We start from the raw sequence: 21,982 nt of genomic DNA on the forward strand, positions 1-21,982 counted from the left end.
CCCCGTCCGGGGAAACCGGGTTGTCCCCGACAGAGAGCCCGGGCAGCACGGAGTGACGTGCGAGGGCGATCAGAGGTGGCTTCGACTGCCATGTGGCTGCGCCCACCGGCGGTGCAGGGCAGCGCGTGCCTCCGAGGGGAGGAGACGGGTCACCGAATGCTGTGCCCGGGTGCGCAGAGATCCCGCGACCTTGCGAGTTCTACGGTCCATGAGTGCTCGGTAGCCCTGGCGCGCCACCAGCGCGGGATCGTCCTTCTTCGCACGTCCCAGACGGGTGTCGAGCAGACCCGCACGCACAAAGAACCGGGTGTCGGTGGCACCGGGCATCAGCGCGGTGACGGACACTCCGGAGCCCTTCACCTCGCTGTGGAGGGCTTCGGCGAAGGATTTCAGGAAGGCCTTGGAGGCGTTGTAGACCGCGTGGTACGGGCCCGGGATCTCGGCGGCCACCGACGCCACGACGAGTATCCGCCCGTCTCCACGACGGACCATGTCACTGAGCAATTGGTGGGTCAGGTGCACGGTCGAGAAGACATTGACGTCGATGACGCGGGCCAGATCCGCGAGGTCGGTTTCCAAAAAGGCGCCCCCACGACCGATACCGGCGTTCAGGACCGCCGCGCCTACCGGCCTGCCGAGGGCGCGTAGATCTGCCAGGAAGCTTTCCACACCTTCGGAGGTCGCCAGATCGACGCGGGTCGCGTGCACGTGCGTGCCGTACGGCCGCAGGCGCGCCACCGCGTCGTCGAGGAGTCCGTCATCGGCTGTGAGCGCCAGGTCGTACCCGTGCCGGGCGAACTCCCGGGCCAGCTCGAAACCGATGCCGCTGGAGGCGCCGGTGATCACGGCAAGGGGATGCGGGGTGTGCATGGCAATCTGCGCCTCTCGTCCGGTGCCTGGGGGCAACGCGTTCCGGGGAGGACCTGTTCACGAAGCCCCTGCCCGGAACCGGGCTCCTCAAGCCCCGCGGTCACGGGTCCGCGCCGATGGGCGGCTGCTGTCCCTACAGGAGCGGGTAGGCGGACGATTCCAGCCGCGGTTCGGTCCTGTCGGCGCCGCACACCCGCGCAGCGTTGGAAGCGGTCCTGCGCGAAGGCTCTGGAAGGCCGGGCGCTTCCTGTTTCGGGCGTGGTTGACGGCGTCGAGGTATACGGCCGACAAGCCTTGGTCCGTATCGGTGGAGAAGCGCTGCTTCTGTCGCAGTTCACCGCAGGCTGGCAGGTGGTCGCCGCCGGCTGCACGCCCCAGGGCGACAAGCCCCACCGATGCCTCGCGAAGGGCGGCTGACGTGCGTGGCCTTTCGTCACCTGCCTGCTCGTGATCGTGGGCGGCCCGGGCTACTTCATCGCGTTCGGAGCGATGCACCGATGAGCCGACAGCAACGGTTCTGGCGGGACAACAACACGCGGCTGGACTGCGCGCGAAGCAGCAACAGAAGACCTGCCCGAACCGTGACCACAAGGCCACTGCCTGCTGGGGTCCGCAACGAGTACTCGGCCTCGGCGCGCCATGCCCGGGCCTCAGGCACAAGCGGACGCCCGACACAGCGGCGGCCGCCGAGCGGCGATCTCCGCTCGACGGCCGCCGTCCGCCGTCCGCCGTCCGCCGCAGCCACTCCCGGGCGGGGGGGCGGGCGGGCAGCGGTCAGACCTGTCCTCGCCATTGGCCGGTGGCCGCGCCGCGGTCTTCGATGAAGTGCTTGAAGCGCCTCAGGTCGCCCTTGACCTGCCGGTCGACGAACCCGAGTTTGTCGCCGATGTTCTCCGCCATCCCGTCCGGGTCGAAGTCCATCATCAGCGTGACCTCGGTGTGGGCCGGGTCGATGGGCCGGAACGTCACCAGCCCCGACTGCTCGGTCTCATCGCCCACGGTGACCCAGGCGACCTTCATATCGGGAATCTGCTCGGTGATCTCCGCGTCGAACTCCCGCTCCACCCCGGCGATCTTCGTCACCCAGTGCGTGAGCGTGTCCGTACGCTGCTCGATCCGCTGCACCCCGTCCATGAACTCCGGGAACGATTCGAACTGCGTCCACTGGTTGTAAGCCGTCGTCACCGGCACATCAACCTCGATCGATTCCTTCACTTGCGACATCGGAGAAGTCCTTTCGACTGCTGTTCGACTGCTGTTCCGCGGCCGTGGCCCGCGGTGGTCGGTTCATCCCTCCCCCGCACCCACGCGCCTGCCCGTTCTCCGCCGCGGCAACCACTCGCCGGGAACGAGGCGAGCGGCGTGTCCGCAGCAGCCGGCCCACCCCGAGTGGCGGCATCCCGAATGGGCATGGCACGGCAAGCTCCGTGCCCGGGGCGCGGTCCCGTCGCGGCCAGCTCGTTCCGGACCCTGTCAGGTCAGAGCGGGCGCGCGAAGGTCACTGCCGCCGTACTCAACGCTCTGGTGCTGGGGATCTCGCGACACTGGTCCCAGCGGACGCGCTCCACCCGTCTTGGCCTGTCTCCATCCTCTGGCATGCAAGCACCCGGGCGACGGCCCGGGCGGTGTTCAAAGCCGCCGCACGGGTCCAGGGCGGGGTCAGTGACCGAGGGGCGCGCTTGAGTTCGGCCTTGGGCTACAACCGGGCCCTGCGCGACCTGATCGCCGCCGGCAGGGCCGAGCCGTCCTTCCTCGTCTCCCACGAACTCCCCCTCGACGAGGCGCCGTCGGCGTACGAGCACTTCGACAACCGCGACGACGGCTGGACCAAGGTCGTCCTCCACCCCGACGGCCGCAAACGTACAAGCTGACCGCACCACGTGCGGTGCAGCCCGGACGCGCCGGACTCACCCCGTACGTCAGGGGCCGATCACGTGGTTTCCAGCGTCCCGGTCGCGTGCCTCCCTCAGCGGCTCCCTCCGGCGGGCCATGCTCCACGCAAGGGGAACCTGATGCGCGGAGGGTGCGGTGCTGCTGAAGAGGACACGGGTCCGCGCCGCGCGGGGGGCGAACCGGGCGGCGCGCCGTTCGTTCCGCGGACTGGATGAGCGCCTGCCCCTCGCCGACGCGGCACGGACCACCGTGCGCAAGGCCTTCCCGGACCACTGGTCGTTCCTCCTCGGGGAGATCGCCCTCTACAGCCTGCTCGTCCTGCTCCTCACCGGCACCTGGCTCACCTTCTTCTTCCAGCCGTCGATGCAGGACACCGTCTACGCAGGTCCGTACGCCCCGCTGCGCGGGCAGCAGGTCTCAGAGGCGTTCGCGTCCACCCTGCGCCTCAGCTTCGAGGTGCGCGGCGGCCTGCTGATCCGCCAGATGCACCACTGGGCGGCACTGCTGTTCGTGTTCGCGATCGGGGCGCACCTACTGCGCGTGTTCCTCACGGGCGCGTTCCGCCGGCCGAGGGAGGCGAACTGGGTCGTCGGGGTGACCATGCTGTTGCTGGCCCTGGTGGAGGGCTTCGCCGGTTACTCCCTGCCGGACGACCTGCTGTCGGGTACGGGGCTGCGGACCGCCCAGGGGATCATGCTGTCCGTGCCGGTGGCCGGGACGTATCTGTCGTTCTTCGCCTTCGGCGGCGAGTACCCGGGCCAGGACATCGTCGCGCGCCTGTATCCCGTCCACATCCTTCTGGTGCCCGGTCTGCTCGTCGGGCTGGTCTCCCTGCACCTCCTGCTGGTCGTGCACCTGAAACACACCCAGTGGGCGGGTCCCGGCCGCACCGGCCGCAACGTCGTGGGCAAGCCGCTCTTCCCGCACTACACGGCGAAGTCCGCCGGACTGTTCTTCCTGACCTCCGCCGTCCTCGCCGCCCTCGGCGCGCTCGCCCAGATCAACCCGGTCTGGGCGTACGGCCCGTACCGGACGGACGTGGTGTCCACGGGTGCGCAGCCGGACTGGTACGTCGGCTTCCTGGAGGGGGCGCTGCGCCTGATGCCCGGGGTCGAGACCCGGCTGTGGGGGCACACGCTCATGTGGAATCCGCTGGTGCCCGGCGTCCTGCTTCCCGGTCTGCTGTTCGCCGGCCTGTACGGGTACCCGTTCTTCGAGCGGTGGATCACCGGCAGCCACGGCGAACGCCATGTGTGCGACCGGCCCCGGAATCGCCCCGCCCGAACTGCCCTGGGTGTCGCCGTCCTCACCTCGTACGTCGTGCTGCTCCTGGCCGGGGCTCAGGACATCATCGCCTTCATCACCGAGATTTCGGTTCAGGCCCTCACCTGGACCCTGCGCTGCGCGGTCGTGCTCCTGCCACCTCTCGCGTTCTGGCTCACCCGGCGCCTGTGCCTCGCTCTCCAGGCCCGCGATGCCGAGCAGCTGGTGCGCGGGGCGGAGAGCGGCGAGGTGCGCGAGAGCGTGGAAGGCGGCTTCTCGGCCGGGCGCGTACCGCTGCCCGCCGAGCAGCGGTACGTCAATGCCGTGTACGAGGTGAACACCCCGCTGCCCCGGCAGTCGGCCGGATCTGCCTCGGCGCGGGGGACATGGCCGGCCCGTCTGCGCGATGCCCTCAGCCGTTGGTACTACGCCGGCCGGTTGCGGTCCCCGCTCAGCACGGAGGACCACCTGCGGGCACAGGACATGATCGCCGGACCGGACGAGCCCGTCCGCGAGCGGGCGGACCGGACCTGAGAGGGCCGGGGTCAGCTGTCCGCACGGCGCGGGCGGAAGACGAACCCGAACACCCCGGGCGCAAGGACGCCGAAGCCGATCAGGGCCAGCCACAGCCCCTGCACCACTCCGAGCCCGATCAGGGCGGCCCCCGCCGCCGAGACCACGGGGGCGTAACTGCGTGCGGGGAAGAAGAAGCGGCGGTCCCCGCCTCCGGCGACCTGCGCCGTCCCGTCGTCCTCGGGCCGCCGCCCGTCGCGGGAGAACTGCCGCCACATGAAGGCGGCGACGAGGGCGGACATCAGGAGCGAGACCATGAGCGCGGAGATGCCCGCCGGATCGTCCGACAGCGCCGCGTAGATGCCTCCGGTCAACGCGAAGAACACCGCGACCCCGGTGAACAGCCAGGCTTCCGCCCTCATCGCGGCCTCACCTCCGGATGGTGCAGATCGAACGCGGGCGAGTCCGTGCGGATACGGGGCAGCGCGTGGAAGTTGTGCCGCGGTGGCGGACAGCCGGTCGCCCATTCCAGGGAACGTCCCCAACCCCACGGGTCGTCCGACGTGACACGGACGCCGATGCGGGCCGTGCGCCAGACGTTGTAGAGGAAGGGCAGCGTCGAGAGCCCCAGCAGGAACGCCCCGATCGTGGACAGCGTGTTCAGGAGGGTGAATCCGTCGGCCGCCAGGTAGTCGGCGTAGCGCCGGGGCATTCCCTGCTCCCCCAGCCAGTGCTGGACGAGGAAGGTGAGCTGGAAGCCGACGAACAGCGTCCAGAAATGGATCTTCCCCAGGCGTTCGTCGAGCATCCGGCCGGTGAACTTGGGCCACCAGAAGTAGAAGCCGGCGAACGTGGCGAAGACGATGGTGCCGAACAGCACGTAGTGGAGGTGTGCCACGACGAAATAGCTGTCGGTGAGGTGGAAGTCCATCGGCGGGGAGGCGACGACCACCCCGGTCAGCCCGCCCAGCAGGAACGTGACGAGGAAGCCCATGCACCACAGCATCGGCGTCTCGAACGACAGCGAGCCGTTCCACATCGTCCCGATCCAGTTGAAGAACTTCACCCCGGTCGGCACGGCGATCAGGAACGAGAGCAGCGAGAAGAACGGCAGCAGCACCGCGCCGGTGGCGAACATGTGGTGCGCCCATACCGTCGCCGAGAGCCCCGTGATCGCCATCGTCGCACCGACCAGAGCGACGTACCCGAAGATGGGCTTCCGGCTGAACACCGGCACGATTTCGCTGACCACCCCGAAGAAGGGCAGCGCGACGATATAGACCTCCGGATGGCCGAAGAACCAGAACAGGTGCTGCCACAGCAACGCCCCGCCGTTCGCGGCGTCGAAGACGTGCGCGCCGAGCTTCCGGTCGGCCTCCAGGGCCAGGAGCGCGGCCGTGAGCACGGGGAAGGCGAGCAGCGCCAGGATAGAGGTGAACAGCACGTTCCAGGTGAAGATCGGCATCCGGAAGAGGGTCATCCCCGGTGCGCGCAGGCACACGATGGTGGTGATGAAGTTGACCGACCCCAGGATGGTGCTCAGGCCGGACACCGCCAGGCCCATGATCCAGAGGTCCGCGCCGACGCCCGGGGAGAAGACCGCTCCGTTGAGGGGCGCATACGCGAACCAGCCGAAGGCAGCGGAGCCGTTCGCCGTCAGGAATCCGCTGACCACCATGAGCCCGCCGAACAAGTACACCCAGTAGGTGAAGGCGTTCAAGCGCGGGAACGCGACATCGGGGGCACCGATCTGCAGGGGCATCACGGCGTTGGCGAAGCCAGTGAAGGTCGGGGTCGCAAACAGCAGCATCATGATCGTGCCGTGCACCGTGAACAGCTGGTTGTACTGCTCGGCCGAGACGATCTGCATCCCGGGACGTGCCAGTTCGGCTCTCATCAGCAGCGCCAGCACACCGGCGAACAGGAAGAACCCGAACGCGGTGACGAGGTACATGTAACCGATCACCTTGTGGTCGGTGGTCGACAACACCTCCTGCACACGCGCTCCTACGGCCGCCCTACGGTGCCCCTCCTCGGGCGCGGCCGTCCGAGCAACGGACTCCGAAGGCGCCGCACCCTCCTCGACCGACACCATGGGCCTCCCCGCAAGACGCACTCCGGGCCACCCCATCGCAGCCTCTCGCCAACCCTGGCAGCCCACGACCCCGCCCGGCGGTAGGCCCACGGCGCGCCGTCCGCGCCGATGTCCGCGGGCCGGGCAATCGAGTGAGCGTGCCCGCGTGGACAGAACCAAGTGCGGCAGGTCCGCTTTCGCGCGGAGTGGAGCCGCACGCGTAAAGGCAGTGCTCCCGGGCCCCGACCGATCCGTGGAGCACAGCGTTCGAGCAAGAATAAAGTGGAAGTATGCGTGCGCCTGGGCACAGTCATTCCACGGGCTGGGTCCGTCATTGTTCCCGTAGCGGTCGGCGGATGGGTAGAGGCTGTCGAGGAGGCGCCGAAGCGATGCGCGCCTGCACAGGCGGTGCACGTCGATGGTCGCGCTGCCCCACTGCCCTCCGCAAACCCGCCCCCACCGGGCCGGGGCTGGGGGGGGCGGCGCGGCTGGCGGGGCGGCGGGGCGGCGGCGGTGCGCCGCCGGCGCCGGCCTTCACGGCGCCGGGTCCCGGTCGCTGAGGGTCAGGTGTGCAGGCGGCTGTTGAGGCCGTCCTGGTCCCCGGCCGTCTCGTCGTTGAACCAGTAGTCGCCGGCCGCCAGGTACCGGAACGAGTGGACGCTCTCCATGGGCAGCGCGACCGTGACCGCGCGCTTGCCGTCCTTGCGCGCCTTGAGGGTGTGGACTCCCGGCTGCCAATCGTTGAAGTCACCCACCACGCTGACCGGACCCGGCGGAATGTCCGCGGGGAGGATGAAGGTGACCTCGGTGCGGTCCTTCTTCAGCGTGCGTTCCAGCATGGGGCAGCTCCTGACAGCGTCAGCGGATGGGTACACCGCCCATCGTCGGGGGCAGACCCGCCGACCAACCGCCGACCCGGCCGCCCACCGTCCCGGCATCACCCACCCACCACATCCGGTGACACAAATGGTGCGCGATGTGACCTTACGTGTCAGTGTGGCTGCAGAAATCCGCACCAACGTCTACGTCGTCGCATCCCACGCACGCAGGACCCGCCCGGGGCGAAGTCGCCCGGCCGGGTCCTGTCATGTGCCGCGCCGCTCGGATCCGCCAGGCGGGAGCAGGGTCACGGACCGGTGCGCCGGTCAGCCCGCATGGCCGCCGACGGCTGCAAGCGATTCATGCGGGGCACGACTCGGGCCGTCATTCCAGCACCGCTGTCTCGGCACTCCATTGCGGCGGGTGCCGCAGCTGTAGCCCTGCCGGGCGGCCTTTGCTGAGGGCGAGGGCGCTGCCGCTGCTGCGAGGGCGGGATCAGGCGGCTTGGCGCTGCCTCAGTTCGGCCTGCCCGAAAAGGAGGGCGTAGCCGTCCGGGAGGCGGTGGAGGATGCGGGCGAGGAGGTCGGGTCCGGCGAGGCGGGCGGCGACGGCGAGTACGGCGCCGGTGTCCCACCGCGCGGTGGCCGGCGTGCCGCCGGTGCGGGCGGCCAGGTCCTTGACGAAGCCCCAGCCGGTGAGCTGTTCGGTGGCGGGAATCCGGGAGGTCAGGATAAGGGCTGCCTCCACGGGCAGGCACTGTGCGAGGTCGACGCGTTCGTCGCCGGTGACCTGCCGGCCGAGGGCGGCCAGGACGTTGTGAACGGCTTCTTCGGCGCGTTGGCGGGTGGGGTAGGCGCCCTCGTAGCGGACGCGTTCCAGCATCTGGTCGAACGTCATGGCCGTCCGGGACGGATTCGGTCGAGGCTGGTCGTACATGGTGCTGCGGTTGCCTTTCTCTTCGAAGATCAAGGGACGGCCGGCGGCGGTCAGGTTTGCTGGGGGTACCCGAAGAGGACGTCGTAGCCGGGTGGGAGCTGGAGCAGAACCTCGCGTACGAGGACGTCACCTGCGGTGGCGGCCACGGTGCTGAGGACCGCGCCGATGTCCCACAGGGCCGTTTTCTCGTTGGCGCCTTCGATCCAGGCCGTGCTGGCTCGGACGAATCGTTCCGGGGAGAGCGGTTCCGCGGCCTGCAGGGGGTTCAGAAGAATCAGCGCGTATGTCTCGGGGAGCCGGGCTGCGAGTTCGGCTCGCACGGTGCCGACCAGGTGTGCGCCCAGCAGGGCCAGAACGACGCGGGCCGCCCGGTCGGCTTCTTCCCGAGTCTCGTACTGGCCCCGTTCCTGGACGTGGGCCAGGAACGACTCCCGGCGCATCGACATCACGTCACCTCCGGGGAAGGGGAAGCGGACGAGGCGTGCGGAGGACAGGGGTGCCGGAGGGGGGATCGGGTTCCCCGTCCTCCGCCGCTGGTGCGGGGCTGGTCAGCCGGAGATCTCCTTGCGGCCGGACTCGCCGCCGATGGCGATCTTCCGCGGCTTGGCGCGTTCGGCGATCGGGATCCGCAGGGTCAGGACACCCGCGTCGTAGTCGGCCTCGATGCGCTCGGTGTCGAGGGTGTCGGCCAGCATGACCTGGCGGGAGAAGACACCGAGGGGCCGCTCGGAGAGTTCCATCTGTACGCCGTCGGACTTCCCCGTGGGCCGGCGCTCAGCCTTCACCGTCAGCATGTTCCGCTCGACGTCGATGTCGATCGCCTCGGTGCTCACGCCGGGGAGGTCAAAGGCGATCACATACACGTCACCCTGGCGGTAGGCGTCCATCGGCATGACCGACGGCTTCGACCACGTGCCCGACGTGCCGGACAGCTGCTGGACGATCCGGTCCATCTCGCGGAACGGGTCAGTGCGCATCAACATCGCGAAACACCTCCAGTTGGTTCAGGCAGGAACTGCCAATGCGCTTCAACGTGCTTCCGTTGTAACATGTCATCGAAACGATGACAAGCAAGGAGTCATCTGGAGGATGACAACCGACGGAGAGTGTCATGAAGGAAGCCGCCCCCACGCCCACCCAGGTCCCCTTCCTTGCCGCCGCTGCGGCACTGGAGACCATTGCCCAGGCCGTCAGGGACGCACAGCACCCGCCCGCATCACCCACGGCCACGGCGGCGCACACGACGGAAGCAGGGCCGGACCCGGCTCTGGCCGCGCTGCTGATGCTGCGCGAGGTCCGCGAGCAGCTCGCCGGCTGGGAGAGCGGGCTGATCGAAACCGCCCGCGGCCGGGGCGCGAGCTGGGCCGACCTCGCCGGGCCCCTCGGGGTCGCCAGCCGCCAGGCCGCCGAACGCCGCTACCTGCGACTGCGCCCCGGCGCCGCCGGAAGCACCGGCGAGCAGCGTGTCCAGGCCACCCGCGACACCCGCGCCGCCGACCGCACCGTGAATGGCTGGGCCCGTGACAACGCGGCCGACCTGCGACGACTCGCCGGCCAGGTCACCGCCCTCACCGGTCTCCCCGCCAGCGCCGATTCCGCCGTCGACGACCTGAACCTGGCCCTTGCCGACAACGACGTCTCCCGCCTCGTGCGCCCGCTGGCCGACAGCCGTCCTCACCTGCGGCCGCAGGACGCCGAGCTCGCCGAACGCATCGATGCCCTGACCCGACACGCCGACCGGCTCCGCCAGGACACCCACGACCAGCGCAGCATGTGATCCGCACCCCCGAATCCTCGACCGGATGGCGGGCGTCGGGACCACGCCCGTCGACCCAAGGAGTGATCCACCATGGCCGAACACCCCTCCCGTGAGGCCGGCGACAGCGACGTCGCCGTTGACGTCCTTTGCCACACGGTCGCGGTCCGGCCCACCGGCGAGATCGACATCGAGACGGCAGTCTCCCTCCGGCTCGCCCTCACCGAGGCCCTCATTCACGCCTCGTCGGACAAGCCCGTCGTGGTCGACTGCAGCCACCTCACGTTCTGCGACTCCGCTGCCCTCAACGCGCTCCTCAGCGCGCGACGGGCAGCGCAGGAGACCGACACCGTCATCCGCCTGGCCGCCCCCAACCACCAGTTCCAGCGCCTCCTGGAGATAACCGGCGCCCTGCCCCTCTTCCCCGTGGACCCGGACCCGCCGACCGACGGCCGCCTTCCGACGGGACACCCCGACGGCCTGACTCGGTAGGCAGGCCTGCGGTCGGCGCAGGCCGATCGCAGACCAGCTGACCGAGGAACTCACCACGCGCACCTGGGTCGAGGAGCGCCACGTCACCTCCTTCAAAGCCGGGCGACCGCTGCGGGTCCACTTCGACATCGCGTCCCACCGCGTCGTGCGAGGGCCTGGGGACTCGAGATGTTCGCCCGGCTCGGGGACGTCGTCGCGGAGGTCCTGACCGAACGCACCGAGCACGCGGCGATGTTCCACGATCCCGACCGGCGCGAGCTACGCCGCATTGGCCAAGTCCGAGGGCCACATCGACGGATGTCCTCGACCAAGGCCATCCACTGGGGCCGACAACTGCCGTCGGCCACTGCACTTTGGCTGCGGCGGGCAAATACTCACGAGACACTTTCACGATCCGGCTTAAATGCCGCTGATGCCCTGCAAGCAGTCACCCAGCCCCACCGCCGGGGATACCGCGCCCCTGCTGCGGCGTTTCACGGCCGCCCGCCTCGCAGATCGTCCCGGCTCACTCTGGTAGGCATGGCGCCTGGAGATCGAGGAAGGCGTATTGTTCAGGAAGATGCCGTTACCCATTCATTTGTTATGTATGCACCGAACGTGACGAGGGAACGGGGATACTGTCATGAACTTCTCGGTTCGACGGAGTTCCGGCGACACCATGTGGCGCCACCCCCGCCCTGGCTGGCTGGATCCCCGGCACCCTTTCGGCTCCATGCGGCACCAAATGGGCCACTTCCTGGAACAGGCCGCCCTCGCCCAGGCCAGTCAGGGGTGGACACCCTTGACCGAAGAGGAAGAGACCGAAGACGCGTATGTGATCAAGGCCGAGATGCCGGGCATTCCCCGCGAGAACATCACCGTGGAGATGGACGGCAACGATCTGTTCATCACCGGCGAGCTCGACAAGAGGTCCGACAGGGCGCTCACCCAGCGCAAAGGCAGGTTCTGTTACCGGGCCAGCCTGTCCGGGGGTATCGACAGCGACAAGACCGAGGCCACTCTCGACAGGGGCGTCCTGACGGTCCGCATCTCCAAGTCGGGCGAATCCCAGCCGCGCCGGATCCCCATCACCGGCGGTTACGACCAGCGCGCCTGAGACGCTACGGCCGGCGAGGAGTTCTGCGGCACTGCGTCGCCTGAGTGCTCCCGCGGCTGCTGTCCCGGTCACATACCGAAAGGCCGCCCAACGGCCGGGACCGGGATCCGGCTCGCGCCGCCGCCGATTTCCTCGCCGCCTCCGAGCGCCCCCTGAAGGACCTCGCGGACAGGGGTGCCGCGGCGCAAGCAGCGCCGGCGTCACTCCATGATCGTGACCGGAGCCCTGAAGCTGTCCTCGGTAAGCAGGTCCAAGTCGAATACTCCGTCATTGGCCTGCTGCCAGACGCGTACGTAGTTGGTTTTCGCCGCCCAGGTGCCAAGGTCGGCAGTATCAGCGCTGTACTGCTGCCAGGTCGTTCCGTGCTCGTCCAAGTGATCCGGCCAGGCGTCGGGCCTGTACGCCCACACGGTGACGTGGGTGACGCGGCCGAGGGCTTGCCGGAACGGGTTGTTGGAGGCAGAGGACTCGACAGGGGCTTGCAGGGAGCCGAGGCGCCGCAACCCAAGGTAGGCGAGAGAGTACACGACGGCACCCTCACCCCTGTCCCATCCATCAGGGCGCACTGTAATGGCGTTCCCCTGGTAGTAGGCCGCGTCGTACAGCCTCGCTCCGATCTTCAGGCCGGGGTCGTTCGGCATGTCTCGTACTCCCGCGCCTCCGGGCTTGCGGTCCCGTGTCTCTCCGTCGCCGATCCCTGGGGCGGAATCGTCGAAATGCCGAGGTACGGCCGCATGAAAGGTCGCCGCTCCTCCTCGTCGGCATGCATGGCGAGCGACCAGACCAGCTTCCCACGTTTTGGTCACACTGCCGTGATCCGGCGACTGTCGGCTCTCGTATGTCGTATAACCGTGCGGGGCAAGTTGCTGTCCCGTCCGGCTCGTCGGACCGGTGGTGCCCCACGGGACGAGAACCCCGGGGGGCGGGGCTGTTTCCTTGCCGGATGCATGGTGGTCGGAAAGCACAGCAATCCCTCGCGAGCGATAGGGTGTAACTCGCGAGGAGGAGGCTGTCATGGGTGAAGCAGCTTCGACGACTACCCCCCGTGAACGGTACCGGCAGCAGGTTCGTTCAGAGATCAAAGAACGGGCCTGGGAGCAGATTACCGCTGCCGGAACGTCCGCGCTCTCCCTCAACGGGATCGCCAGGCTTATGGGTCTGAGCGGCACCGGGCTCTACCGATATTTCACGAGCCGCGACGAATTGCTCACGGAATTGGTTCATGACGCCTACCAGAGCCTGGTGGGGACACTCAGGAATGCGGCTGCCCAGGGTAAAGGGGATCTTGCAGGCCTCGGACAGGCCCTGCGCATATGGGCGCTCGATGACCCGCAGCGGTATTTCCTCGTCTACGGACCTCCGGTGCCGGGCTACCGCGCCCCCGCTGACGTTGCCGCATTGGCGGCGGAAATCATGGACATACTCACCGATGCCTGCGCCGATGTACCCGACGCGCCCGCCAGTACGACCGATACCTCACTGGAGAATGGCCCTGTGCAGTCGGTAGCCGAGACGGCGTCGGCGCAGCGCCTGGCCATCTCCTTTCGGACCCGGCTGCACGGGGTGCTCTCCCTGGAACTCAGCGGTCACTTCGCCGGAATGGACTGCGACCCGGCCCTGCTGTACCAGGCCGAGCTGGACCTGCTCGCGTCCCACTGAGCGCGCGAGGTCGCCCGGAGCCCGCCCGTTCAGCTCGGTTGGTCGGTCGGTTGGTTGGGGGCATCAAGGCATCAGCCGCGGGGCGGAAGGAGGGGGCCGAGGGGGCCGAGGTCGATGTTGAGGTCCTCCAGGGCGTAGCCGTGTTCCTCGCAGAGGTCGGCGAGGCTGTCATGGAGGGCGAGGAGGGTGGCACCGAGTTCTTCCTCCTGTTCGTCGGTGAGATCGCCGGCATCGACGCGGCGCAGGGCTTGGCGTTCGATGAGCTGGCGCAGGAGCTCGATGATGGTGAGGACGAGCTTCAGAAGGTCTTCCCCGACGGCGTCCGGGTCGGTTGTCAGGCGGTGGGCAGGGCGGGCGGGTTTGTCATGAGGGGCGGGGGGCGCCTGGATGAGCCGGAAGGCCTGGGAGAGGCTGTCGCCCAGGTCTTGGACTCGGCCGGGCCGGGGGTGTGGGGGCGGGAGGTGTTCACGGCTCATCGCGTCCGCCCTCCTGCTCCCGGGCGGGGCCGATCTCGGAGCTGACGGAGACGATGAGGGCACGCAGGGAGATGCGGACGAGGTCGATGTCGGCGATGGACAGGACGATGTCGCCGGTGAGGACGACTCCGCCGCTCAGGAGCCGGTCGAGGAGGTCGACGAGGGCGACCTGGCGGCCGGGCAAGGGCTCGCCGTGTTGGCTGACAGTCATGGTGGCGGCTCGGGGGCGTCGGTCGGGCCGGCCGCCGGCATGGCGAAGGAGTAGGGAGCCCAGGGGCCGGTGACCTCGATGCGCAGGTCGGGGTAGTGCTGGGCGGCGTCGGCGATGGCGGCCTGGAACGGCCTCGCCTGGTCGTCGGGGATGAGATAGGCGTCGTTGACGACGTTCTCCTCGGGGCCGGTGAGTTCGCCGCGCTGGGGTGCGTGGCGCACACGCTGGGTGGCATGGCGCGAGGCGATCGTCTCGAGGGTCTCGGCAGCCTGTTCTGCCTGCTGGTAGACGGCGTCGCGGGAGTGGCGCTGGGCCCTGCGTGCCTGCAGATAGGCCTTGCCCGGGCTGGCGGCCGGGGCGGGGGCCGCTGCAGGGGGCTGCGTGGCCTCGGGCGTGAGGTAAATCTTCACCCCGTACTCGGTGTGGGCGCGCAGCTGGTCGAGTCGCTGACTGAAGACGTCCTGTTGGGCGGCGAGCGCTTGCCGGGCCCGGTGGTCGTCCTGGTAGACGGTGGCCATGCGCAGGGGCAGGACGGGGGCCCGGGCGGCGACGGCCTGGACGACATCGTGATGGGTGCGTGCGACGTGCTCGAGCCAGTCCAGGTCCTCGAAGTGGTTCTTGAGGGCGGTCTCGTTGAAGTCCTGTTCGGGCACGTCGCTGGCCACGAAGGCGAGCGACGCGAGCGAGGTACTGGGGGCGGGCTCGGTCTCGGCGGTGAGAGGAAGAAGCCTCAGCGGCGTCTGGCCGATGCCGTGCAGGCCGGCGAGGGCCTCGCCCAGCGGGCCGGTCCGGTGGGTGACTGCGTAGACGTAGGTAAGGCTGCCGGGGGTGTTCACGGAGGGCTCTTCCGTCGTCGGCCGGCCGGTCGGCCACCCTGTTCCTCACCCGGGACCTCTTCTTCGTCGTACGCGCCGGGTTCGAGTCGGCCGCGAAGGGCGTCGAGTTCGGCGCGCAGTCGGCGGTTCTCCTGTTCCAGGGGGCTGCCCGTGTGCCGGGACGACAGGGAGGGGTCGTGCTCCCACCAGTCGATGCCCATTTCCTTGGCCTTGTCCACAGAGGCGATCAGGATGCGGAGTTTGATGGTCAACAGCTCGATGTCGAGGAGGTTGATGCGGATGTCGCCGGCGATGACGATCCCCTTGTCCAGGACACGCTCGAGGATGTCGGCGAGGCTGGAGGTGGAGGACTGCCCGTATGGCATCGGCGCGCGGGAGGCGAAGCTTCCGGGTCGGCCGGGCAGGGGTTCGGTCACGGTGGCCCCTCATTCTTCGACTCAGGGAAGCTGCTGCCGGAACGCTGCGATCTCTTCCAGCCGGGCGATCAGCTCGTCCTCCTGGCGGTCGAAGGTCTCCTGATCGATCTCTCCGCGCAGCAGCTGCTGCTCCAGCTCCGCCAGCCCGCGCCAGATCGGAGCGGGGTCGTAGTACTCCTCTTCCGCCTGGTCGACCACGCGCTGGGCGACCCAGGTGACAGCGCGTACCGGTGCGACGGGGAGCGTCAGCAGGTAGGTCAGGAGTCCCATAGCGTTCCCCTTCCGTGGGTGGGATTGGTTACTGGACGAAGCTGTAGGGGGGCAGCGGTCCGGAAAAGCGCAGGTCGACGTCGTTGCCGATCTCCCGTGCCAGGTCTACTTCCGCGGTACGCAGGGCCTCCTTGTGCTCGTCGTGCACGAGGAGGGAGAGGTTCAGGAAGTCGGTCCTCGATGGCGGGTGGGCCAGGTATTCGCGGGAAAAGGGGACGAGCGCCTCGGTCAGGCCGGCCGCCAGGGCCTCCTGGCGTACCTGCACCTCGCGGGCCACCATTTCGCCCAGGACGAGCGGCAGGCTCGGGTCCCGGTCTCCGCCGCGGATCCGTTCGTTGAGGTCGCTCGCCTCGGGCAGATCCTGAAGGATCTGCTGCAGCAGTGGTGCCTCATCAGCCTGCGAGGCCCTGACGTGGTACTCGGCGCACCCGTCCAGACGCCCCAGCGCACCGAGGTAGTTCTCCGCGTTGGACTCGAGGGCCTGGCGGACCGCATCGTCGTCGGTGGCAATGTAGCCGAACTGCAACGGCAGGATCACCCCGTCGGCCATCAGCAGCTCCTGCACCTGTTGGTGGACGTTCAGGTCGCGGCGTTTGGGCCGGATCTCCTCGGCGATGTCGCTGACCACCGCGCACAGGGGGCCGGCCGTGACCGTGCGCAGCGGGGAGGGATCGGAGCCTACGCCGCTCACGCCATCCAGGCGGTGGGGGTGGTCCTTCGCGGCGATCGAGTACACGTAGAGCGGCATCGGTTACTCCTTCTCCCGCCGTACGGGGCGCCGGGCGGCAGGGCGACGTCTCCTGGGTACCTCTTCCTCCGCCTCTTCCTCTTCTTCCGGCTCCCTGGACTTGGAGGACTTACCGGTCAGGGAATCGGTGACGGCATCGACGGCTCCGCTGATGGCTCCCTTGGTCTTCCCGCGGGCCCCTCCTTCCATCATGTTCCCCATGACGTCGGGAAGCTGGGCGGGGGCCTTGCGGCCTGCTTCGAGGTCGAGGCGGTTGCAGGCCTCGGCAAAGCGGAGGTAGGTGTCGACGCTGGCCACGACGATCCGCGCGTCGATCTTGATGAGTTCGATGCCCACGAGGGAGACGCGGACGAAGACGTCGATGACCAGCCCGCGGTCGAGGATGAGTTCCAGGACGTCGTAGAGGCTGCTCGTGCCGCCTCCTTGCCCTCGGGCGACGGGGCCACCGCCCTGCGGCACCATGGTCATGGCGCCTCCTTCCGCCGGTCGGCCTGTGCTCAGGTCGGCCGGTCGATCATGCCGCGGGTGTAGCGGCGGGTGCGTTCGTAGGAGATCAACTCGCCGTCCTCGTCCAGCGCGACCCGATAGCTGGCCATCACGCTGGTGGTGTCCGGGATGCGTTCCAGCTCCACCACTTCTACGTGCGCCTCCCAGCCGTCCTCGGTCGGCTTGAGCGAGGAGACCGAGTCCGGAAGCCGGCCCAGCAGTTCAGCGAGCTGCTGCGCCGCGGCACGCATCGCCGCCGCTGCGCCCGTCTTTCCGGAACGGCGCCGGGGCGCTGTGCGCCTGGGCCTTTCCCTGTCCTGCCCTTCGCCGTCGCCGGCGGCGTGCGAAGAGGCCCGCCGGGGGCGTGCAGGTTCCGCTGCGGCCATATGGCCCTCCCTTGGGGAGACGGCCTCACAGAAACTAGAATGTCACCAAATCAAGATATAAGCCCCATATCGGGGCAGAAGCCTTTTCAGGGACGGCCTCCGGCCGGACCCCCTTCTCGTCGGCGGGCAGCGCGTACGTGAGGCGATGCACTGCCCCGGGCGACACCACCCAGACCGAAAGCGCCCTGGCAGGGGATGATCATGGAGGACACCACCAAGATCGCGCTCGCAGCCGCTATGGCTGGCGGATACATACTCGGCCGCACGAAGAAGGGCCGCCTGGCCTTCACCGTGGCGACCTATCTCGCCGGTCGTCGCTTCGGGCTCGAACCCGGACAGCTGCTCAAGGAAGGCGCCTCCAGGCTCAAGGAGATGCCACAGTTCGAAGAACTTGCCGAGCAGCTGCGCGGAGAAGCCCTCGACGCCGGCAAGCAAGCGCTGGCTGTCGCGGCCAATCGGAAGCTTGCCGACCTCGCCGGCGTACTGCACGAGCGCACCCTCGAGCTCACCCGCAGCGGTCGGGACGAGGAGGAGCAGGGCGAGGACGAGGACGAGGACGAGGAAGCCGAGGAAGACGCGGGAGAGGACGAGGACGCCTACAGCGAGCCCGAGGGCGAGGTCGAAGAAGACGAAGAGGAGGAAGAGGGCGACGAGGAGGAAGAGGGCGAGCAGGGACCGGAGGCGGAGGGCGAAGAGGAAGAGGAACCCGAAGAGGAAGAGGAACCCGGGGAACAGGAAGAACCCGAGGAGGAAGAGTCGGAGGAAGAGGAGGAGGAGTCTCCCCCGTCGCCGCGCCGGACTCGTACCTCGGCTCGCGCACACAGCGGCAAGACCGCGGCCCCCGCCCGGAGGACCGCGCGGCGCCCCACCCCGGCGAAGAAGTCAGCACCTGCGAAGAAGTCAGCACCCGCAAAGAAGGCCGCCCCCGCAAAGAGGACGCCCGCGAAGAAGGCAGCGCCCTCCAGGGAGGCCGCACCCGCGAAGAAGGCCGCGGCGAAGAAGTCCTCCCCCGCCAGGAAGACGACAGCGAAGAAGACCACTGGCGCCCGGCCGGCAAAGAAGGCAGCGCCCGCCAAGAAGAGCGCCCCGCGCAGGGCGGCTACCAAGAAGACCAGCGCCCCGCCGCGCAAGAGGAGCGCAGCTCAAAGCCCGGCACACAAGAGCGCTGCCACCAAAGCCACCGCCAAGAAGACCACAGGCCGCAGCCAGGCACGCAAGACGGCCGCCAAGAAGACGGCGGCGCGCAAGCCGTCCACGCGGAGGTAGGCCATGGCAACCTCAGACCGCACAGGCTCGTCGGAGTCCCCCTCCGGGATGGACAAGCTGCTGAAGGAACTCACGGGATACCTCGCCGCCCAGGCCGACCAACTGGCCGACAAAGCGACCGACAAACTCTCCGACGTCACCGACCAGCTCTACGACGTCGCCGACAACAACGGCAGCCTCTCGGACGTCGCCGGCATCGGCGGCCGCCTCCTCCAGGGCGATTCCCCCCTGAAAGCATTCGCCGGCCAGAAGCTCGGCAACCTCAAGGACAAGGTCACTGAAGCCTTCGGTGGCGGCAAAGGCAAAGGCCGCAAGAGCAGTGGCGGCAAAATCGTCAACATCGTCGAGGCCCTCGACGTCGGCCTGCCGTTGCGCACGGTCTACGACCACTGGACGCAGTACGAGGACTTCAGCGGATTCACCAAAGGCGTCCGCGACGTCTCCCGCGACGACGACACCACCAGCGACTGGAAGGTCAAGGTCGGTCCCTCAACACGAAGCTTCAAGGCAACCGTGCAGGAACAGGTACCCGACGACCGCATCGTGTGGACCTCACAGGGAGCCAAGGGAACGACCCGCGGCTGCGTCACCTTCCACGAACTCGCCCCGTCGCTGACCCGCATCGTCATCGTCGTCGAGTACTACCCCTCCGGGCTGTTCGAAAAGACCGGCAATCTGTGGCGCGCCCAGGGCCGCCGACTGCGCCTGGACCTGAAGAACTTCCTGCGCCACGCCATGCTCACCACCGACGAACCGGAAGGCTGGCGCGGCGAGATCCGGGACGGGGAGGTCGTCAAGACACACGAAGAAGCCCTCGAAGAAGAACAGGCCGAAGAGCCGGAGGAAGGCGAGTACGAGGACGACGGCTCCGAGGACGACGAGGAGGAGTACGCGGACGGCCCGGAGCAGGGCGAAGACGGAGACGCGGACGAGGACGCTCAGTACAGCGACGAGGAACTCGAAGAGGAAGAAGAGGAACCTGAGGAGGAACCTGAGGAAGAACCGGACGAGGAGGAAGAGGAGGACGACGAGCCAGCTCCGCCTCGCCGACGCCGGCACCGGCAGCCCGCGTGAAGCCGTCCCCTTGAAGCAGCAGCGATTGACATGTGTGAGGGCCGGCGGGAGATCTCCCGCCGGCCCTCACCCCCATATCACCTCGCGTACCGGCTCACCTCGGCGTGTCAGTGCTTCAGTGTGTCTTTCGCCTTCTGGGCGGCCTGCTTCGCGTCACCCAGCATCTGCTCCCTCTGCCCCTTGGCCTCCAGGCTCTCGTTCCCCACTGCCTTGCCCGTGGTTTCCTTCACCTTGCCCTTGGTCGTCTTGGCGACGTTCTTGGCCTTCTTACCTGCGCCCATTTTTCTCACCTCCCGGCCACTCGCGCTTGGCGGTACAAGCCTGCTCAGCTCCTACCCGCCGCGCGAACAGATAGGCATTTCGTGGAATCCAGGACAAAAGGGGACGATGCAGCGGCTGCACGGCCCCCGGCCCACTTAGCCAGTGCCCGCCGATTTCTCTGATGTCCGGCGAGAGACCAACGCTCTCCGCTGTCAGGTCGCGCTCCCGACCGCAGCCAGGGTCCTATTCGGCACGGTGGGGTTTGTGCGGGGTCAACCGCAGGTGCGCCCTTGCAGGCAGAGGCCGGTCCATGGACCGGCGGGCGCGTTCCAGCGGCCCGTCGCGCAGCGCCTGCAGGACGGGGCCGGGCTCGGCATCGGGCGTGAGGGTGATCGCGAGATGGGCTTCGGGATGCCTCGACGAGCCGTCCATCCGTGCGCGGGCCTGGTGAACACCGGACAGGTGCCGGGCGTCGGCGGCCAGAGCGTCGCCGAGGGCACCCTCGCGCAGTTCCACTCCGTCCACGGCGTGCGCTCCGCCCACGGACAGGGCGCCGGGGTGAGTGCGGCGCAGCTGCGCCAGCAGCCACCACACGGCGAGCAGGGTGACGACGGCCAGGACGGCGATGACCGCGGGCCACCACCATCCTTCGTCGGCCCAGCGGGTGCGGTCGACGTCGGCGAGCAGGACATCGCGGGGAGTGGTCAGGGGCCAGCCGTCGGGTGGTGGCAGTGACCAGCGTCGGTACAGGTCGAAGCCGCCCGCCAGGATCATGAGGCCTGTGCCGAGCAGGACGATGCCTGCCAGGGCCAGCAGAATTCGATTGACTGCGGATCTTCTTTTCATCGGGTCCCCTTCTGCCTTCTCCTCGGCGGCGGACATCACAGGCGTGACTACTTGTGACGTGGGCGTACCCGGACGTCGAGCGACGGAGGGCGTGCGAGGGCGAGCCGGTCGAGGGCCTCCTGCAGAGCGACCAGTAGATCGGCCTTGACGTCGACGGGGGCGCGGAATCGCACATCCGCGCGCGCCTTGATGCGGTGCCGGAAGAACCGGACCTTGGCAGCGCTGACCCCGGGGACGCGCATCGCCGCATCCCGCAGCTTCAGTTCCGCGGCCTCGCGGTCCAGTACGGCGCGCATCTCCGCGTCAGGAGTCTCCAGGGGCAGCTGGTGGCGAAGGCCCGGGCTCAGGGCCAGGATGATCAGCCAGAGGCCGATAACGGCGATGACGGCGGCCCCGATCTGCAGCGCCGGGTCATTCAGCGGGCGGGCGGCCAGTTCGTCGGCCAGGCGTATGCGCCAGCCTGCGGCGGCCTGGCCGGCGCGGACCCTGATGACGTCGAACAGGAGGGTTCCCGTTGCGACCGCGATGATCAGGGCTGTGAGCGCGGCGGGTATGCGGCGCGCGGACCATGGGCGCCGAGCAGCCGAGCGTGGTCCGGTCGGAGGCCGCTCGTCCAGCAGCCCCACCGTGCGGGAGGTGGCCTCGTCCGTCGCGGTGGGCTCCTTCTGGGCCAGGGGATCTTGCTCGCGTTCCATGCCGGCTCTCCTTCCCGGTGGGAATGCGGTCCGGTTCACTGCACGCGGCGGCGCTCCAGGCCGTCGGCGGGAATCAGGTGCTCGATGGCAAGGGTGACTTCCGTGACGCGCATGCCGGTCAAATGAGCCACCCGCTCACTGACGTAGTCCTGCAGGCGGCGGGAGACCCCGGCGAGGTCCGCCGGGTACGGCAGGTCCAGAGTCAGCCCCAACCGGGCCGTGCCGCTGCCGATGGTGGCCGAGGCGCGCGGACCGGCCAGTTTCGCGTGAGCGCCCGCGGTGTCCGTGTGCGTGGCCAGTGCCTCTTTTGCGGCGCGGGCCGCGATGCGGGCGACCACCTTGTCCGGGATCACCGTGGCCCCGCGTTCGGCGGCCGGTAGCACCGGCGGGGTGGAAGCTGCTGCACCCCAGAGCGGCGCAGCCTCAGGTTGCGGGGTCACTGCCGGTTCCGGGAACGCGTGAAGTCGGACAGCTCCAGGTCACCCTGCAACATACGGCCGATGATCAGGCCCACCAGGCCCAGGAACGCCACGAGCAGGAACGCCCAGAAGCCGCCGAAGAATGCGGCGAAGCCCAGGGCCATGCCGGCAAGCAGGCCCACGGTTGCTGCGCTCATTTCACTCACCTGAATTTCGCGTCG

The 21,982-nt window shown here is 68.7% G+C and carries 29 protein-coding genes and 2 pseudogenes; 9 read left to right on the top strand and 22 right to left on the bottom strand.

Translation table 11 applies throughout. The features are described from left to right. Window positions 1–69 precede the first annotated feature (69 nt). Window positions 70–846: an SDR family NAD(P)-dependent oxidoreductase gene (locus IE257_RS06210; protein ID WP_229920157.1), complete on the bottom strand. Its 777-nt coding sequence runs from the start codon at window positions 844–846 to the stop codon at window positions 70–72. Window positions 847–1,644: 798 nt separating this feature from the next. Further along, window positions 1,645–2,094 (bottom strand): SRPBCC family protein, encoded by a 450-nt coding sequence (locus tag IE257_RS06215; protein WP_189965477.1) that lies wholly within the window; start codon window positions 2,092–2,094, stop codon window positions 1,645–1,647. 473 nt (window positions 2,095–2,567) lie between these two features. On the opposite strand from IE257_RS06215, the pseudogene IE257_RS06220 reads away from it, so the two are divergent. After that, window positions 2,568–2,741 (top strand): annotated as a pseudogene (locus tag IE257_RS06220) (aldehyde dehydrogenase); the annotation flags it as partial. 157 nt (window positions 2,742–2,898) lie between these two features. After that, window positions 2,899–4,560 (top strand): cytochrome bc1 complex cytochrome b subunit, encoded by a 1,662-nt coding sequence (gene qcrB / locus IE257_RS06225; RefSeq protein WP_189965479.1) that lies wholly within the window; start codon window positions 2,899–2,901, stop codon window positions 4,558–4,560. Window positions 4,561–4,571: 11 nt separating this feature from the next. Here the strand turns inward: qcrB and ctaF are convergent, their stop codons facing one another. The 6 genes from ctaF to IE257_RS06255 form a co-directional block, all read right to left on the bottom strand. After that, window positions 4,572–4,961 carry an aa3-type cytochrome oxidase subunit IV gene (gene ctaF, locus IE257_RS06230; protein WP_189965481.1) on the bottom strand — a complete coding sequence of 130 codons (390 nt, stop codon included), beginning with the start codon at window positions 4,959–4,961 and terminating at the stop codon, window positions 4,572–4,574. After that, window positions 4,958–6,634, bottom strand: a complete 1,677-nt coding sequence (gene ctaD, locus IE257_RS06235; protein WP_245384617.1) for an aa3-type cytochrome oxidase subunit I — start codon at window positions 6,632–6,634, stop codon at window positions 4,958–4,960. Before ctaD ends, ctaF begins: the two co-directional genes overlap by 4 nt. 542 nt (window positions 6,635–7,176) lie before the next feature. Further along, a complete protein-coding gene (locus IE257_RS06240; protein ID WP_189965485.1) occupies window positions 7,177–7,452 on the bottom strand; it encodes an isoamylase early set domain-containing protein in 276 nt (91 codons plus the stop codon). Between the two features lie 475 nt (window positions 7,453–7,927). Next, a complete protein-coding gene (locus tag IE257_RS06245; protein WP_189965487.1) occupies window positions 7,928–8,368 on the bottom strand; it encodes a DUF2267 domain-containing protein in 441 nt (146 codons plus the stop codon). 50 nt (window positions 8,369–8,418) lie between these two features. Beyond that, window positions 8,419–8,814: a DUF2267 domain-containing protein gene (locus IE257_RS06250; protein WP_189965489.1), complete on the bottom strand. Its 396-nt coding sequence runs from the start codon at window positions 8,812–8,814 to the stop codon at window positions 8,419–8,421. Between the two features lie 102 nt (window positions 8,815–8,916). After that, entirely contained in the window at window positions 8,917–9,351 is a 435-nt protein-coding gene (locus tag IE257_RS06255) for an Hsp20/alpha crystallin family protein (RefSeq protein ID WP_189965491.1), read from the bottom strand. A 128-nt stretch (window positions 9,352–9,479) separates the two neighbouring features. On the opposite strand from IE257_RS06255, the gene IE257_RS06260 reads away from it, so the two are divergent. From IE257_RS06260 to IE257_RS06270, 4 genes and pseudogenes are all read left to right on the top strand, one after another. Beyond that, window positions 9,480–10,145: an HSP18 transcriptional regulator gene (locus tag IE257_RS06260; protein WP_189965493.1), complete on the top strand. Its 666-nt coding sequence runs from the start codon at window positions 9,480–9,482 to the stop codon at window positions 10,143–10,145. Between the two features lie 72 nt (window positions 10,146–10,217). Next, window positions 10,218–10,616, top strand: a complete 399-nt coding sequence (locus tag IE257_RS06265) for an STAS domain-containing protein (RefSeq protein WP_189965495.1) — start codon at window positions 10,218–10,220, stop codon at window positions 10,614–10,616. A gap of 124 nt (window positions 10,617–10,740) precedes the next feature. Further along, window positions 10,741–10,865 (top strand): annotated as a pseudogene (locus tag IE257_RS37930) (GntR family transcriptional regulator); the annotation flags it as partial. Window positions 10,866–11,238: 373 nt separating this feature from the next. After that, window positions 11,239–11,712: an Hsp20/alpha crystallin family protein gene (locus tag IE257_RS06270; RefSeq protein WP_189965496.1), complete on the top strand. Its 474-nt coding sequence runs from the start codon at window positions 11,239–11,241 to the stop codon at window positions 11,710–11,712. 200 nt (window positions 11,713–11,912) lie between these two features. Here IE257_RS06270 and IE257_RS06275 read toward each other — a convergent pair whose 3' ends face one another. Next, the gene (locus IE257_RS06275; RefSeq protein WP_189965498.1) at window positions 11,913–12,353 is read right to left on the bottom strand and encodes a hypothetical protein; all 441 of its coding nucleotides are present in this window, start codon (window positions 12,351–12,353) and stop codon (window positions 11,913–11,915) included. Window positions 12,354–12,726: 373 nt separating this feature from the next. Between IE257_RS06275 and IE257_RS06280 the strand changes: the two genes are divergently transcribed. Further along, window positions 12,727–13,371, top strand: coding sequence for a TetR/AcrR family transcriptional regulator (locus IE257_RS06280; protein WP_189965500.1), 645 nt, complete (start codon window positions 12,727–12,729; stop codon window positions 13,369–13,371). 71 nt (window positions 13,372–13,442) lie between these two features. Here IE257_RS06280 and IE257_RS06285 read toward each other — a convergent pair whose 3' ends face one another. The 8 genes from IE257_RS06285 to IE257_RS06320 all read right to left on the bottom strand — a co-directional run bounded on the left by IE257_RS06285 (window position 13,443) and on the right by IE257_RS06320 (window position 17,200). Further along, the gene (locus IE257_RS06285; RefSeq protein WP_189965502.1) at window positions 13,443–13,847 is read right to left on the bottom strand and encodes a gas vesicle protein K; all 405 of its coding nucleotides are present in this window, start codon (window positions 13,845–13,847) and stop codon (window positions 13,443–13,445) included. Continuing rightward, a complete protein-coding gene (locus IE257_RS06290; RefSeq protein ID WP_189965504.1) occupies window positions 13,837–14,058 on the bottom strand; it encodes a gas vesicle protein in 222 nt (73 codons plus the stop codon). The genes IE257_RS06285 and IE257_RS06290 overlap by 11 nt, the downstream gene beginning before the upstream one ends. After that, window positions 14,055–14,894, bottom strand: coding sequence for a GvpL/GvpF family gas vesicle protein (locus IE257_RS06295; RefSeq protein WP_189965506.1), 840 nt, complete (start codon window positions 14,892–14,894; stop codon window positions 14,055–14,057). Before IE257_RS06295 ends, IE257_RS06290 begins: the two co-directional genes overlap by 4 nt. Continuing rightward, a complete protein-coding gene (locus IE257_RS06300) occupies window positions 14,891–15,259 on the bottom strand; it encodes a gas vesicle protein (protein WP_189966199.1) in 369 nt (122 codons plus the stop codon). Before IE257_RS06300 ends, IE257_RS06295 begins: the two co-directional genes overlap by 4 nt. 72 nt (window positions 15,260–15,331) lie before the next feature. Next, window positions 15,332–15,580 carry a gas vesicle protein GvpG gene (locus IE257_RS06305; RefSeq protein WP_189965508.1) on the bottom strand — a complete coding sequence of 83 codons (249 nt, stop codon included), beginning with the start codon at window positions 15,578–15,580 and terminating at the stop codon, window positions 15,332–15,334. Between the two features lie 28 nt (window positions 15,581–15,608). After that, window positions 15,609–16,328 (bottom strand): GvpL/GvpF family gas vesicle protein, encoded by a 720-nt coding sequence (locus IE257_RS06310; RefSeq protein WP_189965510.1) that lies wholly within the window; start codon window positions 16,326–16,328, stop codon window positions 15,609–15,611. A gap of 3 nt (window positions 16,329–16,331) precedes the next feature. Further along, a complete protein-coding gene (locus IE257_RS06315) occupies window positions 16,332–16,796 on the bottom strand; it encodes a gas vesicle structural protein GvpA (RefSeq protein WP_189965512.1) in 465 nt (154 codons plus the stop codon). Window positions 16,797–16,825: 29 nt separating this feature from the next. After that, window positions 16,826–17,200 (bottom strand): gas vesicle protein GvpO, encoded by a 375-nt coding sequence (locus IE257_RS06320; protein ID WP_189965514.1) that lies wholly within the window; start codon window positions 17,198–17,200, stop codon window positions 16,826–16,828. Window positions 17,201–17,401: 201 nt separating this feature from the next. Between IE257_RS06320 and IE257_RS06325 the strand changes: the two genes are divergently transcribed. Both IE257_RS06325 and IE257_RS06330 read left to right on the top strand, forming a co-directional pair. After that, complete coding sequence (locus IE257_RS06325) at window positions 17,402–18,466, top strand: histone protein (RefSeq protein WP_189965516.1); 1,065 nt, start codon at window positions 17,402–17,404, stop codon at window positions 18,464–18,466. Between the two features lie 3 nt (window positions 18,467–18,469). Then, on the top strand, window positions 18,470–19,540 hold the full coding sequence (locus IE257_RS06330; protein WP_189965518.1) for an SRPBCC family protein: 1,071 nt from the start codon (window positions 18,470–18,472) through the stop codon (window positions 19,538–19,540). Window positions 19,541–19,647: 107 nt separating this feature from the next. Here the strand turns inward: IE257_RS06330 and IE257_RS06335 are convergent, their stop codons facing one another. The 5 genes from IE257_RS06335 to IE257_RS06355 form a co-directional block, all read right to left on the bottom strand. Continuing rightward, window positions 19,648–19,821, bottom strand: coding sequence for a CsbD family protein (locus tag IE257_RS06335; protein WP_189965520.1), 174 nt, complete (start codon window positions 19,819–19,821; stop codon window positions 19,648–19,650). Between the two features lie 223 nt (window positions 19,822–20,044). Further along, a complete protein-coding gene (locus tag IE257_RS06340) occupies window positions 20,045–20,647 on the bottom strand; it encodes an Asp23/Gls24 family envelope stress response protein (protein ID WP_189965522.1) in 603 nt (200 codons plus the stop codon). A 47-nt stretch (window positions 20,648–20,694) separates the two neighbouring features. Further along, entirely contained in the window at window positions 20,695–21,342 is a 648-nt protein-coding gene (locus IE257_RS06345; RefSeq protein ID WP_229920158.1) for a DUF6286 domain-containing protein, read from the bottom strand. A gap of 35 nt (window positions 21,343–21,377) precedes the next feature. After that, window positions 21,378–21,782, bottom strand: coding sequence for an Asp23/Gls24 family envelope stress response protein (locus IE257_RS06350; protein ID WP_229920159.1), 405 nt, complete (start codon window positions 21,780–21,782; stop codon window positions 21,378–21,380). After that, window positions 21,779–21,958, bottom strand: a complete 180-nt coding sequence (locus IE257_RS06355) for a DUF2273 domain-containing protein (RefSeq protein WP_030239695.1) — start codon at window positions 21,956–21,958, stop codon at window positions 21,779–21,781. Before IE257_RS06355 ends, IE257_RS06350 begins: the two co-directional genes overlap by 4 nt. Window positions 21,959–21,982 lie beyond the last annotated feature (24 nt).

Source organism: Streptomyces avidinii, from assembly GCF_014650695.1.
Classification (GTDB): Bacteria; Actinomycetota; Actinomycetes; order Streptomycetales; family Streptomycetaceae; genus Streptomyces; species Streptomyces avidinii.

Bases quoted from the DNA above. Each gene is read 5' to 3' on its own strand.
- IE257_RS06215 (WP_189965477.1), bottom strand. From the start codon at position 2,094: ATGTCGCAAGTGAAGGAATCGATCGAGGTTGATGTGCCGGTGACGACG.
- ctaF (WP_189965481.1), bottom strand. From the start codon at position 4,961: ATGAGGGCGGAAGCCTGGCTGTTCACCGGGGTCGCGGTGTTCTTCGCG.
- ctaD (WP_245384617.1), bottom strand. From the start codon at position 6,634: ATGGTGTCGGTCGAGGAGGGTGCGGCGCCTTCGGAGTCCGTTGCTCGG.
- IE257_RS06240 (WP_189965485.1), bottom strand. From the start codon at position 7,452: ATGCTGGAACGCACGCTGAAGAAGGACCGCACCGAGGTCACCTTCATC.
- IE257_RS06245 (WP_189965487.1), bottom strand. From the start codon at position 8,368: ATGTACGACCAGCCTCGACCGAATCCGTCCCGGACGGCCATGACGTTC.
- IE257_RS06250 (WP_189965489.1), bottom strand. From the start codon at position 8,814: ATGTCGATGCGCCGGGAGTCGTTCCTGGCCCACGTCCAGGAACGGGGC.
- IE257_RS06255 (WP_189965491.1), bottom strand. From the start codon at position 9,351: ATGTTGATGCGCACTGACCCGTTCCGCGAGATGGACCGGATCGTCCAG.
- IE257_RS06260 (WP_189965493.1), top strand. From the start codon at position 9,480: ATGAAGGAAGCCGCCCCCACGCCCACCCAGGTCCCCTTCCTTGCCGCC.
- IE257_RS06265 (WP_189965495.1), top strand. From the start codon at position 10,218: ATGGCCGAACACCCCTCCCGTGAGGCCGGCGACAGCGACGTCGCCGTT.
- IE257_RS06270 (WP_189965496.1), top strand. From the start codon at position 11,239: ATGAACTTCTCGGTTCGACGGAGTTCCGGCGACACCATGTGGCGCCAC.
- IE257_RS06275 (WP_189965498.1), bottom strand. From the start codon at position 12,353: ATGCCGAACGACCCCGGCCTGAAGATCGGAGCGAGGCTGTACGACGCG.
- IE257_RS06280 (WP_189965500.1), top strand. From the start codon at position 12,727: ATGGGTGAAGCAGCTTCGACGACTACCCCCCGTGAACGGTACCGGCAG.
- IE257_RS06285 (WP_189965502.1), bottom strand. From the start codon at position 13,847: ATGAGCCGTGAACACCTCCCGCCCCCACACCCCCGGCCCGGCCGAGTC.
- IE257_RS06290 (WP_189965504.1), bottom strand. From the start codon at position 14,058: ATGACTGTCAGCCAACACGGCGAGCCCTTGCCCGGCCGCCAGGTCGCC.
- IE257_RS06300 (WP_189966199.1), bottom strand. From the start codon at position 15,259: ATGCCATACGGGCAGTCCTCCACCTCCAGCCTCGCCGACATCCTCGAG.
- IE257_RS06305 (WP_189965508.1), bottom strand. From the start codon at position 15,580: ATGGGACTCCTGACCTACCTGCTGACGCTCCCCGTCGCACCGGTACGC.
- IE257_RS06310 (WP_189965510.1), bottom strand. From the start codon at position 16,328: ATGCCGCTCTACGTGTACTCGATCGCCGCGAAGGACCACCCCCACCGC.
- IE257_RS06315 (WP_189965512.1), bottom strand. From the start codon at position 16,796: ATGACCATGGTGCCGCAGGGCGGTGGCCCCGTCGCCCGAGGGCAAGGA.
- IE257_RS06320 (WP_189965514.1), bottom strand. From the start codon at position 17,200: ATGGCCGCAGCGGAACCTGCACGCCCCCGGCGGGCCTCTTCGCACGCC.
- IE257_RS06325 (WP_189965516.1), top strand. From the start codon at position 17,402: ATGGAGGACACCACCAAGATCGCGCTCGCAGCCGCTATGGCTGGCGGA.
- IE257_RS06330 (WP_189965518.1), top strand. From the start codon at position 18,470: ATGGCAACCTCAGACCGCACAGGCTCGTCGGAGTCCCCCTCCGGGATG.
- IE257_RS06335 (WP_189965520.1), bottom strand. From the start codon at position 19,821: ATGGGCGCAGGTAAGAAGGCCAAGAACGTCGCCAAGACGACCAAGGGC.
- IE257_RS06340 (WP_189965522.1), bottom strand. From the start codon at position 20,647: ATGAAAAGAAGATCCGCAGTCAATCGAATTCTGCTGGCCCTGGCAGGC.
- IE257_RS06345 (WP_229920158.1), bottom strand. From the start codon at position 21,342: ATGGAACGCGAGCAAGATCCCCTGGCCCAGAAGGAGCCCACCGCGACG.
- IE257_RS06355 (WP_030239695.1), bottom strand. From the start codon at position 21,958: ATGAGCGCAGCAACCGTGGGCCTGCTTGCCGGCATGGCCCTGGGCTTC.